14 protein-coding genes are annotated in these 16439 nt (G+C 65.2%); 3 read left to right on the top strand and 11 right to left on the bottom strand.

What is annotated here, in order from left to right:
• The first annotated feature begins 119 nt into the window (after positions 1–119).
• Both JOD47_RS13640 and JOD47_RS13635 read left to right on the top strand, forming a co-directional pair.
• Positions 120–785 (top strand): amino acid ABC transporter permease, encoded by a 666-nt coding sequence (locus JOD47_RS13640; RefSeq protein ID WP_204534999.1) that lies wholly within the window; start codon positions 120–122, stop codon positions 783–785.
• Positions 772–1560: an amino acid ABC transporter ATP-binding protein gene (locus JOD47_RS13635; RefSeq protein WP_239548109.1), complete on the top strand. Its 789-nt coding sequence runs from the start codon at positions 772–774 to the stop codon at positions 1558–1560. The genes JOD47_RS13640 and JOD47_RS13635 overlap by 14 nt, the downstream gene beginning before the upstream one ends.
• 16 nt (positions 1561–1576) lie before the next feature.
• On the opposite strand, the gene JOD47_RS13630 is transcribed toward JOD47_RS13635, so the two are convergent.
• The 3 genes from JOD47_RS13630 to JOD47_RS13620 all read right to left on the bottom strand — a co-directional run bounded on the left by JOD47_RS13630 (position 1577) and on the right by JOD47_RS13620 (position 4250).
• Positions 1577–2512 carry a DUF4389 domain-containing protein gene (locus tag JOD47_RS13630; protein WP_204534997.1) on the bottom strand — a complete coding sequence of 312 codons (936 nt, stop codon included), beginning with the start codon at positions 2510–2512 and terminating at the stop codon, positions 1577–1579.
• A 97-nt stretch (positions 2513–2609) separates the two neighbouring features.
• Entirely contained in the window at positions 2610–3098 is a 489-nt protein-coding gene (locus JOD47_RS13625) for a DUF6326 family protein (protein ID WP_204534995.1), read from the bottom strand.
• Positions 3099–3194: 96 nt separating this feature from the next.
• A complete protein-coding gene (locus tag JOD47_RS13620; protein WP_204534993.1) occupies positions 3195–4250 on the bottom strand; it encodes an NAD(P)-dependent alcohol dehydrogenase in 1056 nt (351 codons plus the stop codon).
• Positions 4251–4374: 124 nt separating this feature from the next.
• On the opposite strand from JOD47_RS13620, the gene JOD47_RS13615 reads away from it, so the two are divergent.
• Positions 4375–5049: a TetR/AcrR family transcriptional regulator gene (locus tag JOD47_RS13615; protein ID WP_204534991.1), complete on the top strand. Its 675-nt coding sequence runs from the start codon at positions 4375–4377 to the stop codon at positions 5047–5049.
• On the opposite strand, the gene JOD47_RS13610 is transcribed toward JOD47_RS13615, so the two are convergent.
• From JOD47_RS13610 to mfd, 8 genes are all read right to left on the bottom strand, one after another.
• Positions 5046–5399 (bottom strand): YciI family protein, encoded by a 354-nt coding sequence (locus JOD47_RS13610; RefSeq protein WP_204534975.1) that lies wholly within the window; start codon positions 5397–5399, stop codon positions 5046–5048. The two genes, JOD47_RS13615 and JOD47_RS13610, sit on opposite strands and share 4 nt — an antisense overlap.
• 209 nt (positions 5400–5608) lie before the next feature.
• Complete coding sequence (locus tag JOD47_RS13605) at positions 5609–6490, bottom strand: aldehyde dehydrogenase family protein (protein WP_204534973.1); 882 nt, start codon at positions 6488–6490, stop codon at positions 5609–5611.
• Complete coding sequence (locus JOD47_RS13600) at positions 6487–7944, bottom strand: aldehyde dehydrogenase family protein (protein ID WP_204534972.1); 1458 nt, start codon at positions 7942–7944, stop codon at positions 6487–6489. Before JOD47_RS13600 ends, JOD47_RS13605 begins: the two co-directional genes overlap by 4 nt.
• A gap of 10 nt (positions 7945–7954) precedes the next feature.
• The gene (deoC, locus tag JOD47_RS13595; protein WP_204534970.1) at positions 7955–8971 is read right to left on the bottom strand and encodes a deoxyribose-phosphate aldolase; all 1017 of its coding nucleotides are present in this window, start codon (positions 8969–8971) and stop codon (positions 7955–7957) included.
• 196 nt (positions 8972–9167) lie between these two features.
• A complete protein-coding gene (locus JOD47_RS13590; RefSeq protein WP_204534969.1) occupies positions 9168–9758 on the bottom strand; it encodes a hypothetical protein in 591 nt (196 codons plus the stop codon).
• A 51-nt stretch (positions 9759–9809) separates the two neighbouring features.
• A complete protein-coding gene (locus JOD47_RS13585) occupies positions 9810–11861 on the bottom strand; it encodes a beta strand repeat-containing protein (RefSeq protein WP_204534968.1) in 2052 nt (683 codons plus the stop codon).
• Positions 11862–12011: 150 nt separating this feature from the next.
• On the bottom strand, positions 12012–12485 hold the full coding sequence (locus JOD47_RS13580; protein ID WP_204534967.1) for a hypothetical protein: 474 nt from the start codon (positions 12483–12485) through the stop codon (positions 12012–12014).
• Positions 12486–12737: 252 nt separating this feature from the next.
• Entirely contained in the window at positions 12738–16355 is a 3618-nt protein-coding gene (gene mfd / locus JOD47_RS13575) for a transcription-repair coupling factor (protein ID WP_204534966.1), read from the bottom strand.
• Between the last annotated feature and the right edge of the window lie 84 nt (positions 16356–16439).

Here is a 16439-nt window from a genome sequence, read left to right as displayed (position 1 = left end):
CGCGGTGCTCGCCGTTTGCGTGTGCGGACTGCTCTGCCGCGAACGGCACCTTCTCGCCGGGAACGGCCGCCGTGAACGGCACCGACTCATAATCAGCCTCTGGGATAGCGTAGGAACTTATGGACATTGACTGGGATCTGGCCCTGACCTCGCTCTGGCCACTCATCCAGGGCGGCCTGACCGGCACCATTCCCCTGTCACTGGCGTCCATGGCCCTGGGGCTCGTGCTGGCGCTGCTGGTCGCGCTCATGCGGCTCAGCAGCAACAGGATCGCTTCCGGGATCGGCCGGGCGTACGTCTCCGTGATCCGCGGTACTCCCCTGCTGGTGCAGCTGTTCGTGATCTTCTACGGCCTGCCGTCGATCGGACTCACCATTCCGCCGTGGCCGAGCGCCATCATCGCGTTCTCCCTCAACGTGGGCGGCTACGCTGCCGAGATCATCCGGGCTGCGATCCTCTCCGTTCCGCGCGGCCAGTGGGAGGCCGGGCACACCATCGGCATGTCCCGCACCCTCACCCTGCGGCGCATCATCCTGCCGCAAGCGGCCCGGGTGTCGGTGCCGCCGCTGTCGAATACGTTCATTTCGCTGGTGAAGGACAGCTCGCTGGCGTCACTCATTCTGGTGACCGAGCTGTTCCGCCAGGCCCAGGAAATCGCCGCATTCAGCCAGCAATTCATGCTGCTCTACATTGAGGCCGCGGCCGTGTACTGGGTTTTCTGTCTGGTCCTTTCGGCCGGACAGTCCCGAATCGAGAAGAGGCTGGACCGCTATGTCGCGCACTGATCTGCCACCCACGGGTTCATCCGGGCCGGTGTTGACCGTCGAGGGGCTCCGGAAGTCCTTCGGGAAGAACGAGGTGCTGCGCTCGATTGACCTGTCCGTCGCCTCAGGCGGCGTGGTGGCGCTCGTCGGTCCGTCCGGATCCGGCAAGACCACGGTGCTGCGTTCCCTGAACGGCCTGGAAATTCCCGACGCCGGACGCATCACCTTTGACGGTGGCCCCGTGGTCAACTTCGGTGCAGGCGCGCCCAAGCGGGAGCTCGCGGCGCTGCGGGACCGGAGCGCCATGGTGTTCCAGCACTACAATCTCTTCCCGCACAAGACGGTGCTCGAGAACGTGATCGAGGGCCCGGTGCAGGTCCAGCGCCGGCCGAAGGCGGAGGCAGTCCGCGACGCCGAGGAGCTGCTGGGCCGCGTAGGTCTCGCGGAGAAGAAGGACCAGTACCCGCACGAGTTGTCCGGCGGCCAGCAGCAGCGTGTGGGCATTGTCCGTGCGTTGGCGCTGCGGCCCACGCTGCTGCTGTTCGACGAGCCAACCTCCGCCCTTGATCCCGAGTTGGTGGGCGAGGTGCTCTCGGTGATCAAGGAGCTCGCCGACGAGGGCTGGACCATGGTTCTCGTCACGCATGAGCTTGCCTTCGCCCGCGAGGTGGCCACCGAAGTGGTGTTCATGGACGGCGGCGTGGTGGTTGAGCACGGCCCGCCCGAGACTGTGCTGCGCAACCCCAGGGAGGAACGGACCCGGCGGTTCGTGCACCGGCTGCTGCACCCGTTCTAGAGGTTCCCTTCTCGGCCTACAGTGCGACGGCCGTGCGAATAGGTGGCTCCTGCGGGCCCTGGTCCAGCCGGAACGGCGGGTAGTCGTCGGACATGAGGGCTGTGTAGGAGATGGTCCTGTACATCCAGCGGTTGATGCCCATGATCAGGTTGAACAGTCCCATCCGGTACACGCCCGTGAACAGCAGGATCACCGCGGTGATGAAAACCAGAAGTCCCAGCAGGGACATTCCGTTAGTGCCGCCGTCGGCCGTGGAACTCCAGACGCTGCCGGTAAGCAGGCCGACGATGATCAGGTGCGGCAGTGCGAAAAGCCAGGACTTCACCAGCACCTGCCACCGGGAGAGTTTGGCCGGCTGCTCCACGTCGAAGGTGGCCGGATAGCCCGTGCGGGCGAGGGTGAAGGGTGGGTAGTTATCCGTACCCATGACCCCGGTCGCGTAGAACGCCACCCGCCAGTGCCAACGCATAACACCAACGTTGAAGCGGAACAGTGACGGCGGATAGTGGCTCGTAAACAGAATGGTGATTCCGGCAGCGACGGTCACCACGATGAAGGCAACCCACAGGAAAGCCAGCACGATGTAGTGCGGGATGGCCAGCAGCCACTTGAAGAGCCACATCCACCGGGTCAGGTTGGGGTCCAACTGACCCTCGAGCCGTGCGGGATAACTTGCGTTCGAGTCTGTGTCTGGACGGATCCCTGCATTGAGACTCGCCATGGCGGGAACCGCGCTCATTCTGCTGCCCAGCCCGGCCGCCCCGAGGATGATGAGTGCCAGCCCGGCCACCAGCATCAAGAGGCCGGCCAGCACGGGCCCGGAGTTGGCGAAGACAATAAGGGAGCCCGCGCCGAGCAGGTCTCCAACGATGATTGAGAGCATGTGCGCCGGACTCATTTTGTCGATGGGCGCATGGGGTTGCGGAGTGGATCCGCCGGGTTGAGTACTCATGATGTGTTGGTCCTCGTATCTCGAGACCGCTGATCAGTACGTTGTACTGGAAAGAGTATCGTACAACGTACTAATCAACCAGAGCCCCGAAGGGTATCTACTGTCGAAGTTCTTGGCGAAGGTCGGTCGTCGTGGGACCGGACGGGACGGCGGGAATGCGTGACCAGGTCCAGGCGGAGCGCAGGATGAAGGCCACGATCAACAACTCGATTCCGATGGTGAGGGCGTAGTAGAAGGCGTAGTCCCAGGTCGCCCCAGCCGCGTTGAACACCAGCAAGGGGGTGTACAGCGATGCCACGACGAGGTTCGTGGCGCGGTTCACCCGGGCGGGCAGCGTGGTGGAGAGCATGATCATCGAGCCCGGGATCAGGATGATCACGAAGAAGATGGACATCAATCCCCCGCTGATGTCGAGTATAAAGATTTCGCCACCCCGGATTTGGTCGATGGCGCCGGGCTGGTAGAGGTGGAAGTAGTCGATGTAGAGGATGAGGAAGGCAAGGGTGCCCCAAGCCGCCGCGAGCTTGGCCTGCACCGGGACCGGCGGGTTGTCGAGCAGTTTCGGGGTGTGCGTTCGGATGGTCATCGGTTTTTCTTTCGGGAGGAGCGGTCCGTCCGCCGGAGTGGCGGCAGGTCTGGGCGCGCATACGCACGGGGTGGGTCGTTCTCGTCGGTCCGGTCGTCAGACGGTGATCACGACCTTCCCTCGGGTATGGCCGGCCCCGACATAGCGGAGGGCGTCGGCGGCTTCCTCGAGGGGGTGGGTGCGGTCGATGACGGGCGTGACCTGGCCGGTCGTGATCAAATCGGCCAGGGTGAGCAGGTCCTGGCGCTTGCCGAGCGATGTGAAAGGCCTCAGGCGCTGACGGGTAAACCCGGACAGCACGCGGGCTTTGACGATCCGACCGAGGGGGCCGATCCAACGGCCGCCGCGTCCGCTGTTGGGGATGAGAGTGCCGGTGGGCGTCAGCGCTCGGCGCACAGCCGCCAGGGGTTGGGCTTCCAAGTTGTCGAGGATGACGTCGTAGCGCGTCCCGGTGCGGGTCAAATCGGCGCTCGTGAAGTCGGTCCTCGTGTAGTCGATGACGTGGTGGGCACCAAGCGACCGGACCAGGTCGACGTTGCGGGCGCTGCACACCCCCGCCACCTCGGCGCCAAACGCCTTGGCGATTTGTACGGCGAAGGAGCCCACGCCGCCCGACGCGCCCGTGACCAGCACGGTCTGGCCCGGCTGGACGTGCGCGATGTCGCGCAATGCCTGCAACGCCGTCATGGCCGAGGTGGGTACCGCAGCCGCCTCCACCACCGACAGGTTTGCAGGCATGGGAACGAGGTTCTTCGCCGGGACGCAGGCGTACTCAGCGAGCGCCCCAGCCGTGCTCCAGCCGAACACCTTGTCGCCGGGACAAAGATCGCTCACATCCTTCCCGACCGCTGCCACCACGCCGGCGAGGTCCATGCCCGGGATGCCGTGGCGCGGCCGACGGAGCCCGAAGACCAGGCGCACCATGTATGGTTCACCGGTCAGGACGAAGTAGTCGCCGGGATGTACCGAGGCTGCGCCCACCTGGACGAGCACATCGCCTCCGCCGGGCAGCGGCACCCCGGCCTCGGACACGTCGAGCACTGAGGGCGGGCCGTAGCGGCGCTGGACGGCGGCCCGCATCATCGCCGCCCCGGCCGGATGCGCCCCCGGCACCAAAGGTGCACCGGCCTTCGATTGCTGTTCGATTCCCACAGAAGCCTCCTCGCGTCCGAACTGCGACTCTCGCTGCCCGACACCGTACGTCGTACGCTGTACGCTGTACGGTATAGAGTGATCGTACGATGTACTATTGTCAAGCTTCTTGGAAAGGAGACCTGTGTCCACGAAGGAACAACGTCAGGTCGCGTCAGGCGCGGGGCTCAGCAAGCAGCGGGTGGTGGTCGAGGCGGTCCGGCTTGCCGACAGCGAGGGGGTCGACGGACTGAGCATGCGCCGGCTGGCTGGTGCGCTGGGCGCGGGGGCGATGTCGCTCTACCACTACGTGGCGAGCAAGGATGAGTTGCTGGATGCCATGATCGACATTGTGTTCGAGGAGATCGAGCTCCCACCCGAGCAGACCGACTGGCAGTCGGCGATGCGACGGCGGGCGGTATCCGCCCGAGAGGTTCTCGCACGCCACCCGTGGGCGATCGGCCTGATGGAGTCCCGGACATCGCCGGGGCCCGCGAACCTCCGCCACCACGAAGCGGTCACCGCCTGCCTGCGGGGTGCTGGCTTCCCGGTCTTGATGGCGACGCACGCCAACTGGTTGATCGACAGCCTTGTTTACGGTTACGCACTGCAGGAAGCCAGCCTGCCGTTCGACACCGCCGATGAGTTCGCGGACATGGGCGAGGACGTCTACCTGCCCCAACTTCCTCCCGGCGAGTTCCCCTACCTCAACGAGTCCGCCGCGGCGCTCCTCGCTGCCGGCTACGACCCGGCGGAGGAGTTCATCTTCGGCCTCGACCTCATCCTGTCCGCCCTCGAGCCGCTCAGAGCCTCCACCTAGCTATTCGCGGTGATGCCCCCGCTGTGTACGGGGCGGACTTCGACGCCGCCGGTGGCAGTGCGGACCGCTGGATTCAAGCGGGCGATTGCCACAGCAGCATCGAGATCGGGAGCCTCTATGACATAGAAGCCTGCTACGAGCTGTTCGGCTTCGACAAACGGTCCACCGCTTGTGCTGTCCCGTCGGATGGACACCGCATCAGCTCGGGGAGTCAGGGCATAAGCGAGCGCCATGGTGCCTGACGCTGAAAGATCCTCCGCGTGCCGGTCGTTCTCTTCGAGTTCGGCCTCTGCTGCGTCGACAGCATGGAGGGACTCGTCTGCATAGATGAGGATGGCGAACTGCGGCATTGTGGTGGTCCTTTCGTGAAGGCTGCGAAGAAGCTCTCCGTACTTCGTCCTGGAGGCGATCCCGGCAAACTCGCGCGTTCAGCGGGACAGTCCGCACCGTCCCACTGAATCCGCCCATTCGGTGGGAATGTCTAGACATTCCCACCGGATACCGCGATTCAGTGGGACAGAGTAACGGAATGGAGGAACCGCGCAAAGGCCCAAAAGGGTTAGAGCAGACCCTTCGTGTGCCACACCGTCTTGGTCTCCGTGAAGAATTTGATGCGCTCAAGGGAGGGGGCACCGGCGTCGGGCCCTTGTTCCGGAGGAAGCACGCGCTTCAGGGTGTCCGCGGCAGCAATCTGCAGGTCCACCCATTCCAGCTCGCCGGCGCCGAGCAGGTCCAGTGCGTTGACGTCGGCGTGCGCGGCCAGCCACGGAGCAATCTCCGCCGGCGATCCGCTCAGGATATTGACGACGCCGGCCGGCACGTCACTGGTCGCGAAGACCTCGCCGAGGCTCAGCGCGGCAAGCGGCGCTTTCTCACTGGAAATGACGACGACGGTGTTCCCGCTCACGAGGATCGGCGCCACCGCGCGGACAAAGCCGAGCAACGAGCCGGGAACCCCGGCGCCCTGCGGTGCGATGACCGCCACCACGCCCGTGGGTTCCGGCACCGACAGGTTGAAGAACGGACCGGAGACGGCGTTACCGTTGCCAGCGACCTGCACATACTTATCGGCCCAGCCGGCGTACCAGACCCACAGGTCAATCGCTTCGTCCACCTGCGCGGTCGCTGTGGAGAGCGAGACGCCCTCGAACGCTGCGATCTCCTCGGCGAACTGCGCACGGCGCCCGTCCAGGATCTCCGCGATCCGGTACAGCACCTGCCCACGGTTGTAGACGGTGGTCCCGGACCAGCCGCTGACGGCGCCGCGGGCGGCCACGACGGCGTCGCGGGCGTCCTTCCGGGAAGCCTTCGCGGCGTTGACTGAACTCACCGAAAAGCTCCCCTTCGTGGTGGCAACCTCGTACACGCGCCCGGATTCACTCCGGATGAATTTCCCGCCGACATACAGCTTGTAGGTCTTGGGAACGGCCAGACGGCTCATCGGTTAACTCCCTTGGAAGCAGTCGGCGCCAGGTACGCGTGCAGCCCTTGCTTGCCACCCTCACGCCCATAGCCCGATTCCTTGTACCCGCCAAAGGGCGAGGCCGGATCGAACTTATTGAAGGTATTGGCCCAGACGACGCCGGCACGCAGCTTGTCCGCGACCGCCAGAATGCGGCTGCCCTTGTCCGTCCAGATACCCGCGGACAAGCCGTACGGGGTGTTGTTCGCTTTCGCGATCGCCTCGGCAGGCGTGCGGAATGTCAGCACCGACAGCACGGGGCCGAAGATCTCATCCCGGGCGATCCGGGAGCTGGTGGACACGTTGGTGAAGATGGTCGGCGGGAACCAGAAGCCCTCCGACGGCAGGTTGCACGCGGGGCTCCAGCGCTCGGCGCCCTCCTGCTCACCGATGTCGGACAGCTCGCGCATCCGGCCCAGCTGGGACGCGGAGTTGATGGCTCCGACGTCGGTGTTCTTGTCCAGCGGGTCTCCGACGCGCAGGGTGGACAGGCGCGCCTTCAGCCGTTCCACAACGTCGTCATGAATGGACTCCTGCACCAACAGGCGCGAGCCCGCGCAGCAGACCTGGCCCTGGTTGAAAAAGATGCCGTTGACGATGCCCTCGACGGCCTGGTCAATCGGGGCGTCGTCGAACACGATGTTGGCGCCCTTGCCGCCCAGCTCGAGCGTGAGCTTCTTGGACGTGCCGGCGGTTGAGCGGGCAATCTGCCGGCCCACCGCCGTCGAACCGGTGAAGGCGACCTTGTTCACGTCCGCGTGGTTGACCAGCGCTGAGCCTGTAGCACCTGCGCCGGTGACAATGTTGACGACGCCGGCCGGCAGGTCAGCCTGCTGCAGGATCTCAGCGAACAGCAGCGCGGTCAGCGGAGTGGTTTCGGCGGGCTTGAGCACCACGGTGTTCCCGGCGGCGAGCGCGGGCGCGATCTTCCATGCCAGCATCAGCAGCGGGAAGTTCCACGGGATCACCTGTGCGGCGACGCCGAGCGAACGCGGATTGGGGCCCATGCCTGCGTAGTCGAGCTTGTCCGCCCAGCCTGCGTAGTAGAAGAACCAGGCTGCGACCAGCGGAATGTCGACGTCGCGGCTTTCTTTGATGGGCTTGCCGTTGTCGAGGCTCTCGGCGACGGCCAGTTCACGCGAGCGTTCCTGGACCAGCCGGGCAATACGGAAGAGGTATTTCCCGCGGTCGGCACCGGACATCCGCGACCACGTCTTCTCATACGCACGGCGGGCGGCGACGACGGCGGTGTCCACGTCCTGCTCGTTGGCGCAGGACACGGTGGCAATGTGTTTCTCGGTGGCCGGGGAGATGGTGGTGAAGGACTCGCCGTTGCCGGGCACGAACTCACCGTTGATGAAGAGACCGTAGTCGTCCTTCAGGTTCAGGATCGCTGCCGACTCGGGCGCGGGAGCGTAGTCGAGGAAATTCATGGCAGGTCCTTTAGTCGATCGTGACGTAGGCCGGGCCGGAGTAGCGGCCGCTGGTGAGCTTCTGGCGTTGCAGGAGCACGTCGTTGAGGAGGCTGGAGGCACCGAAGCGGAACAGGTCCGGCTGCAGCCACTCCTCCCCCACAGTTTCGGCGACCGTGACCAGGTACTTGATGGCGTCCTTGGAGGCACGGATTCCGCCCGCGGGCTTCACGCCGATCTTCTCGCCGGTGAGCCGGTGCCAGTCGCGGACGACCTCGAGCATGGACAGCGTCACGGGCAGCGTGGCCGCCGGGGTGACCTTGCCGGTTGAGGTCTTGATGAAGTCGCCGCCGGCGAGGATGCCCAGCCAGGAGGCGCGGCGCACGTTGTCATACGTGTTCAGTTCACCGGTTTCGAGGATGACCTTCAGGTGCGCGTAGGTACCGTCCGGGCGCTTGCATGCTTCCTTGACGGCGACGATCTCGTCGAACACCTGCCCGTACCGGCCGGAGAGGAACGCGCCGCGGTCGATGACCATGTCGATCTCATCGGCTCCGGCGGCAACGGCGTCGGACGTGTCGGAAAGTTTGACTGACCGGGACGCGCGGCCGCTCGGGAAGGCGGTTGCCACGGCGGCGACGTTGATGCGGCCGGGAGCGCCGTCGTCGTGGGCTGAGCCGAGGGCTTCGACAGCGGCGGGCACCATGTCGCCGTACACGCACACCGCGGCAACGCGCGGGGTAGACATGTCATCGGGATCCGGCACCATAGCCTTGGCGACCAGCGAGCGAACCTTGCCCGGTGTATCGGCGCCCTCAAGCGTAGTGAGGTCGGTGAGCCGGATGATGGTGTCCAGCGCCCAGGCCTTCGAGGTGGTCTTGATCGAGCGCGTTCCAAGGGCGGCGGCGCGGGCTTCCAGGCCGACGGCATCGACGCCCGGAATTCCCTCCAGGTAGCGGCGCAGGCTGCGTTCGGTGAGATCGCCACCGATCACGTCCAGGGCCCTCGACGCCGGTGCAACGGTGGTTCCGGCGCGCGTGGTTTCCATGGTCACATGTTCTCCATACTTCTACTCGCTGCCATGCGCTGAACGGTTCCCGCCGCACCCGTGTAGCCGTTCCGGCGTTGGGTATCGATAGCGTCGGGACAGGTGGTCGGACCCGCATGGACGCTACGACTTTACCACCGGGTAACGACGACGGCGCGTGCTGTCCACAGCGCTCGGCGCGGGGCACCTATCCGAGTCAGCTCGGATCGTAGCGGAGGTTGACCAAGGCTTTCTTGCATGCGTCCTGATTGACGGATTTGTTGCTGAAGCCGATTGATGCACCGGAGAACTCTGCGGCTTCAGCCGGCCGGAGGACGCGATCGACTGGCATCGCCACGTCAAACAGGTTGTAGTCCGTCACATCACACGTTCCCGCTGCAGCGCCGACCGCTTTGGTGACCGAGATGATGCTGACGGTAACGGCCTCGATGTATCTGGTGCTGGAGCTTTCATTGACCACGACGCCCTCAATCGGCGCGGGGGCCACCCCTGGTGCGAGACCGGTGATGGTCACGATCTGGGTTGCCCGAACTTCCTCGTTGGGCCCCGGCATTGAACCTGCGCAATCCGACGGTGCTGCGTGCGCCGTCGGCAACCCACCCACGCCTGCCAAGCCGCTGCAGAGGATCAGCAGCGTCAGCGCAATCGCAGCGTGGGATACGCGCGCAGATCGGCGACGTGCACGCGCATAGAAGAGCAGAAGGAATCCTGCCCCCACGGTGATGAGTGCAAAGAGTACGACCACCCCTGCGCCGAACCCGGTGGCAGCGAGGTCATCGCAATTCATCCCGCACGCTCCTTCCCATTCGTTCCCTGAGTGTCCTGTTCCGGCGGGTCATCAACTGATCCTGAAAGGGTTACTGAGTGGCGAGGCAGTAAGGCCAGGTGATGTCAGTTCCAGCGTGTACTGCTGAGACGGACCGCTGATGGAAATGTTGAAGGTCGCGACACCGTTGATCGCGTTCTCGATCACATTCCCGCCCACAGAGCCCTGGTTGGACGTCTTGCTGATGGTGACCTGCGCGGTACTGACGGTCTGGTTCCCGAAATCATCAACGACCAGAGCGGTGATTGCGGGCGCGATAATCACGCCTTTCGGTGCGTCGGTCGGCTGCTGTCCGAAGATCAGCCGCTTCGGCGCCGCCGCCGTGATGGTGGCGGTTTGGGTTGCGCCCGAGAGACCCGGGCCGGCTGTCGTGATCGTAGGGATACCCGCCTTTGTGTCCCCATAGTAAAAGGAAACCGTCGACGAGCCCGCCGGGATGGTGACCGATGTTACGGAGGCGCCATTGGAAGTGCCGGAAAAGACCCGGACCCCAGTGGAATTAGAGGAAAGACTGATCACGGTCCCGCCTGCCGGTGCAGAAACGGGATTGCCGAACGAGTCCTGGCGCTGCACGGTGAACGGGCCCAGATTCGCTGTGCCGGACGCCGTACCCGAGACCGGGGAGGTGGTGTAGGCAACTTTGCTTGCTGCCGCAGCGGTGACGGTAGCGGTTTGGGTTGCGCCCGAGAGACCCGGGCCGGCTGCCGTGATCGTAGGGATACCCGCCTTTGTGTCCCCGTAGTAGAAGGAGACCGTCGACGAGCCCGCCGGGATGGTGACCGTTGTTACGGAGGCGCCATTGGAAGTGCCGGAGAAAACCCGGACCCCAGTGGAATTAGAGGAAAGACTGATCACGGTCCCGCCTGCCGGTGCAGAAACGGGATTGCCGAACGAGTCCTGGCGCTGCACGGTGAACGGGCCCAGATTCGCTGTGCCGGACGCCGTACCCGAGACCGGGGAGGTGGTGTAGGCAACTTTGCTTGCTGCCGCAGCGGTGACGGTAGCGGTTTGGGTTGCGCCCGAGAGACCCGGGCCGGCTGCCGTGATCGTAGGGATACCCGCCTTTGTGTCCCCGTAGTAGAAGGAGACCGTCGACGAGCCCGCCGGGATGGTGACCGTTGTTGCGGAGGCGCCATTGGAAGTGCCGGAGAAAACCCGGACCCCAGTGGAATTAGAGGAAAGACTGATCACGGTCCCGCCTGCCGGTGCAGAAACGGGATTGCCGAACGAGTCCTGGCGCTGCACGGTGAAGGGTCCCAGATTGGCTGTGCCGGACGCCGTACCCGAGACCGGGGAGGAAACGAAACCGATCTTTGATGCCACAACGCGCGGTGCAATGTCGAATGGGTTGCTTGTCGCAGAGGTCAACTGCGGACTGGCTGCGAGCAGGGTATAACCGGTGCCTGCCTTATCGATGGAAAGGTTCGCGAAAGTAGCTATCCCTTGAGCATCGGTGAACGCACTCAACGTTCCGGCAAGGGTTCCGCCACCGGGATTAGCCCCGAGAGCGAGGGTGACCGGAACGCCGGACTGCGCCACCGCCGTTCCGGTCGATGTTCGTAGGCTGACCCTCACGGGCGGGGCGATCACGGTGTCGGCCGTGGTGTTGGACGGCGCGACAGCGAAGGCGAGCCTGCTCGCGGTGGCCACGGTGACGGTGCCGCTAGGGGCGCTGCCGGCCGTCCAGGACCGGAAGACCGCCGTGACCATGTAGGTGTGTGTGCCATCCGGTACAGCGATGTCGGTGCAGGACGTGCCGGAAATTAAGACCGTCGGGCTGCTGCCGCAGGCCGGCACACTGGTTCCAGTCGTGCTGCGGGTGACATAGTATCCCTGCGGCGCAGGGGTGCCGACGGACGCGGTCCAGCTGACTGGAACGCTTCCATGAGAGGTTGCCGGGACCGCGACGCCGGTCGCCGCCATCAGCGTTCCCGTGGTCGCAAGAGCGGCGCCGGATCCACTCGCCTGCCAGTAGGCACCGGCCGGAACCGCGCCTAAGACGATGGCGGTGAACCAGAGAGTCACAACGACGATACCGCCGCCCGCCCACCGTGCCGAAGCCAACAGAAGTGACCGAATCCCCCTACGGGATCCGGTCACTGCGCACTGGCATGAACTCGGCATCGGACTCTCTCAACGCGAACTGGACTGTACAAGAACGGCTCCCGACAGACAGCGAGAACTGACCGGCGGGAGCCGCAAACACCATGGAAACTAGCTGGCGGAGAAGTACAGTGGAACGTCTGCGTCCTTGCAGCCGTTTTGGTTGGTTTCGAGGTTGTTCATTTTGATCGTCACGGTGCCGGACTTGGTGGCACCGGGCTCCATGTCACCACCAGTGATGGCGACGGTGCCGACTGTGTAGTCCGCTGCCGAGCAGCCTGCGACCGAGGTCCAGGCGCTGCCGTCGGCATTCGCAACCGTCACAACGACGTTGTTCAGTTGCTGTACGCCGGTTCCGGGGTTAGCGACCACGAAGGCGACTTCCTGGCTCGGACCGCCCGGGCTCAGCGGCCCGCCGGTTGCTGCGGTGCTGGTGATGGTGAACGGCTCCGTCGTTCCCGTCTGAGCAGCACCGGTGCCGGTTCCTGTGGAGGTCCAGTAGGCGAAGGCTGCACCGCCGCCAACGGCGACCAGTGCCGCGGTGGTGATGGCGATGCGCTTCTTGGAAGTCTTGACCTTGTTCATGATGTGATCCCCTTTGATGTGAGTTGCTTGTTCCTGCTCTGACGCAACTCTCGCAGGCTGATCTCAAGAGAGTCCTGCACGGGGGACATGCTCAGTTCGAAGATTTCCTCAAGTTTTCAATCCTGAATTCTCCAAGTAGCTCAAGGACAACAAGAATCCGCAAACAAGGCCCATCCCGGAAGATTTGCGCACGTCCGGCGGCTTCAACCCCCTCGGAACCCACCGGAGGTGCGCAAAAGTTCCAGAAGGGGTTTAGGGCGCGAACACCGCATCCACCACGTTCTGCGCCCACTCGAGGATCGCCGCATCCGCGAGGTCGCGGCCCCCAAAAGCAGCAGTCTTCGGCTTCGGAATCAACGCCGCATTCATCGCGGGCTTCACCGACGCACCCGGGTACATCCGCTTCAGACGCATCTCCTTGGACTCAGGCAGGTTGGCCGGCGCAAACTTGATGAAGTTCCCCTGCAGCGCCACGTCCGTCAGGCCAACCGAACGCGCCCGTACCCGGAACCGCGCCACAGCGACAAGGTTCACCACCGGCGCCGGCAGGTCACCGTAGCGGTCCTGAAGCTCCTCGACCACCTCGTCAATCGACGCATCGGTCAGACACGACGCGAGCTTCCGGTACGCCTCCAGCCGCAGCCGCTCCCCCGGCACGTAATCGTGCGGCAGATGCGCGTTGACCGGCAGCTCGATCTTCATCTCGGCGGCCTTCTCCTCAGCCTCGCCGCGGAAGTTAGCCACGGCCTCACCGACCAACCGGATATACAGGTCGAAGCCCACCCCGGCAATGTGCCCGGACTGCTCCCCGCCCAGCATGTTGCCCGCGCCGCGGATCTCGAGGTCCTTCAGCGCCAACTGCATACCGGCACCGAGCTCGTTGTGTGACGCCACGGCCTTCAGCCGCTCCAGCGCCACCTCCCCCAGCGGCTTCTCCGACGGGTACAGGAAGTACGCGTACGCCCGCTCCCGCCCACGCCCAACGCGCCCGCGCAACTGGTGCAGCTGCGACAGCCCGTAGTTGTCCGCCCGGTCAACGATCAGCGTGTTCGCGTTCGAAATATCCAACCCGGTCTCGATGATCGTTGTACACACCAGCACGTCGAACTTCTTCTCCCAGAAGTCCACGATGATCTGCTCCAGCCGCGACTCGCTCATCTGCCCATGCGCGACGGCGACCCGCGCCTCCGGAATCAGCTGCTGAATATGCGACGCCGTCCGGTCGATCGACGACACCCGGTTATGCACGAAGAACACCTGCCCCTCGCGCATCAGCTCGCGGCGAATCGCCGCCGACGTTTGCTTATCCGTATACGGACCCACGTACGTCAGCACGGGGTGCCGCTCCTCCGGCGGAGTCGCCAGCGTGGACGTCTCACGGATCCCGGTCAGCGACATTTCCAGCGTTCGCGGAATCGGCGTGGCGCTCATCGCCAGCACGTCCACGTTGGTCCGCATCTTCTTCAGCGCTTCCTTGTGCTCAACGCCGAACCGCTGCTCCTCGTCCACTATCACGAGCCCAAGATCCTTGAACTGTACCTCGGTGGAGAGCAGCCGGTGCGTGCCGATCACGACGTCGACAGAACCGTTCTTCAGCCCCTCCACCGATTCCTTGGACTCCTTGGACGTCTGGAACCGGGACAGTGGACGAATCCGCACCGGGAACCCGGAGAACCGCTCCGAGAACGTCTCGAAGTGCTGCTGCACCAGGAGCGTGGTGGGCACCAGCACCGCCACCTGCTTCCCGTCCTGCACAGCCTTGAACGCCGCCCGCACCGCGATCTCCGTCTTGCCGTAGCCCACGTCACCGGAGACCAGACGGTCCATCGGGACCTCGCGCTCCATGTCCGCCTTGACCTCGTTGATCGTGGTCAGCTGGTCCGGCGTCTCGATGTACGGGAAGGCCTCCTCAAGCTCGCGCTGCCACGGCGTGTCCGGCGCGAACGCATGCCCGCGCGACGCCATCCGCGCCGAGTACAGCCGGATCAGCTCACCGGCAATCTCCTTGACGGCCTTGCGCGCCTGGCTCTTGGTCTTCGACCAGTCGGAGCCGCCCATCTTCGACAGCGCCGGCGTATCGCCACCCACGTAGCGCGTCACCTGGTCCAGCTGATCCGTCGGCACAAACAGCCTGTCACCCGGCGCGCCGCGCTTGGACGGCGCGTACTCCAGCACCAGGTATTCGCGGATGGTCTTGGTGGGCCCGGCGCCTGTGGACCGCTGGATCAGCTCGATGAACCGCGCCACACCGTGCTGCTCGTGCACCACGAAGTCGCCCTCGCGCAACTGCAAAGGGTCGACGGCGTTGCGCCGCTTCGAGGGCATCTTCCGCATGTCGCGGGTGCCGGAGGCACTCGTCCTCCCCAGCAGGTCCGCTTCGGTCAGCAGCCCCAGTTTCAACCCGTCAAGCACGAACCCGCGGCCCGCCGAGGACGTCGTGATTTCGATGATTCCCGGCTGCGGCGAGCGCTCAAGCGAATCAACGCGCGACGCCGGAATGTCCGCGTCGTGGAACAGCTCAGCGAGGCGCTGGGCCGGTCCAGGGCCCTCGGTCGCGACCACCACCCGCCACTGGTCACGAACCCGACCGCCGAGAAACTCCATCATCTCGGCGACGTCGCCCTGGTACCCGCGCGGCTCACGCGCCGCAACGGTGAAACTGTCGACGTCGGTCAGCAGCTCATCGGACCCGAAGGACGTCACCGACCACCACGCAACATCATTGGCGAGCGCCGAAGACCGCGTATCAACCAGTGAACGGAAGCTCGCCGCCTCCAGATCGGCACCCAGTTGGCCGCTCAGATCGACCGGCGCCGCCCCGCCGTCGGACGCTGTTGCCCACGCCGCTTGGAGGAATTCCTCGTTGGTCGTCTCAAGGTCGTGGGCGCGCGCGCGCACTTTCTCCGGCTCGACGACGACGGCAATCGACCCGGCCGGCAGCTCACCGACAAACGGCACCATCGCGTCAACCAGCACCGGCGCCAGCGACTCCATGCCCTCGACGGCGATCCCGCCAGCAATCTTCTCCAGCATCCCCGCCGCAGCCGGCAGCTGATCCTTCAGGTGCGCGGCACGGGACATGACCGACGGCGTGATGAGCAGCTCACGGCATGGCGGCGCATACAGCTCGGTGGGTGCACCACGGTCACCGTCGGTGGGCAGCGAGCGCTGGTCGGCCACTGCGAACCAGCGCATCTGGTCCACCTCGTCACCGAAGAACTCGACGCGGATGGGGTGGTCCTCGGTGGGCGGGAACACGTCGATGATCCCGCCGCGCACGGCGAACTCGCCGCGGTGGGTGACCATGTCCACGCGGGCGTACGCGGCGTCGGCGAGCGCGCGGACCACCTCGTCGAACCCGCGCTCCTGACCCACCTTCAGCGTGACCGGCTCCAGCTCACCCAGCCCGGCAACGAGCGGCTGTACGACGGCGCGGATGGGCGCCGTGATGACCCGTATCGGGTCGGCGCCCGGGTGCGCCAGCCGCCGCAGGACCGACAGCCGCCGGCCCACCGTGTCGGAGCGGGGTGAGAGCCGCTCGTGCGGCAGCGTCTCCCAGCTTGGAAACTCTTCAATGCCCGACGCCGGCAGGTAGCTTCGCAGCGCAGCTGCCAGATCTTCTGCCTCCCGCCCTGTGGCGGTGACGGCTACGACCACGGACGCGCCGCCGTCGTCGTCGTTTGAGGCCGACGCCAGCCCATCCACCATTTCCGCGAGCAGCGCCGCGCGCAGCCCCGTGGGGGCGCCGATCTCCAGGTCGGTACTGCGGTCGGCAATCCGGCGGGAGGCGTTGGTGCGCACCCGCGCGAAGGAGGCGTCTTCCTGCAGGGCAGCGCGGAGACCGTTGAGGGTGGGTCCGGAGGGGGCCATGGCGTTCCTTCAGGGGTAACTTGAAATGAAGCTGAGCACGAAAAAGACAACACGAAAGCCCGAAATTCACGAAGAATCCCGGGA

It is taken from the genome of Arthrobacter tumbae, assembly GCF_016907495.1.
GTDB classification, from domain to species: domain Bacteria; phylum Actinomycetota; class Actinomycetes; order Actinomycetales; family Micrococcaceae; genus Arthrobacter_D; species Arthrobacter_D tumbae.
This window is presented reverse-complemented; position numbering and strand designations above follow the sequence as displayed.

Excerpts from the sequence above, each read along its gene's own strand:
- JOD47_RS13640 (WP_204534999.1), top strand. The coding sequence starts at position 120 with ATGGACATTGACTGGGATCTGGCCCTGACCTCGCTCTGGCCACTCATC.
- JOD47_RS13635 (WP_239548109.1), top strand. The coding sequence starts at position 772 with ATGTCGCGCACTGATCTGCCACCCACGGGTTCATCCGGGCCGGTGTTG.
- JOD47_RS13630 (WP_204534997.1), bottom strand. The coding sequence starts at position 2,512 with ATGAGTACTCAACCCGGCGGATCCACTCCGCAACCCCATGCGCCCATC.
- JOD47_RS13625 (WP_204534995.1), bottom strand. The coding sequence starts at position 3,098 with ATGACCATCCGAACGCACACCCCGAAACTGCTCGACAACCCGCCGGTC.
- JOD47_RS13610 (WP_204534975.1), bottom strand. The coding sequence starts at position 5,399 with ATGCCGCAGTTCGCCATCCTCATCTATGCAGACGAGTCCCTCCATGCT.
- JOD47_RS13605 (WP_204534973.1), bottom strand. The coding sequence starts at position 6,490 with ATGAGCCGTCTGGCCGTTCCCAAGACCTACAAGCTGTATGTCGGCGGG.
- JOD47_RS13600 (WP_204534972.1), bottom strand. The coding sequence starts at position 7,944 with ATGAATTTCCTCGACTACGCTCCCGCGCCCGAGTCGGCAGCGATCCTG.
- deoC (WP_204534970.1), bottom strand. The coding sequence starts at position 8,971 with ATGGAAACCACGCGCGCCGGAACCACCGTTGCACCGGCGTCGAGGGCC.
- JOD47_RS13590 (WP_204534969.1), bottom strand. The coding sequence starts at position 9,758 with ATGAATTGCGATGACCTCGCTGCCACCGGGTTCGGCGCAGGGGTGGTC.
- JOD47_RS13580 (WP_204534967.1), bottom strand. The coding sequence starts at position 12,485 with ATGAACAAGGTCAAGACTTCCAAGAAGCGCATCGCCATCACCACCGCG.
- mfd (WP_204534966.1), bottom strand. The coding sequence starts at position 16,355 with ATGGCCCCCTCCGGACCCACCCTCAACGGTCTCCGCGCTGCCCTGCAG.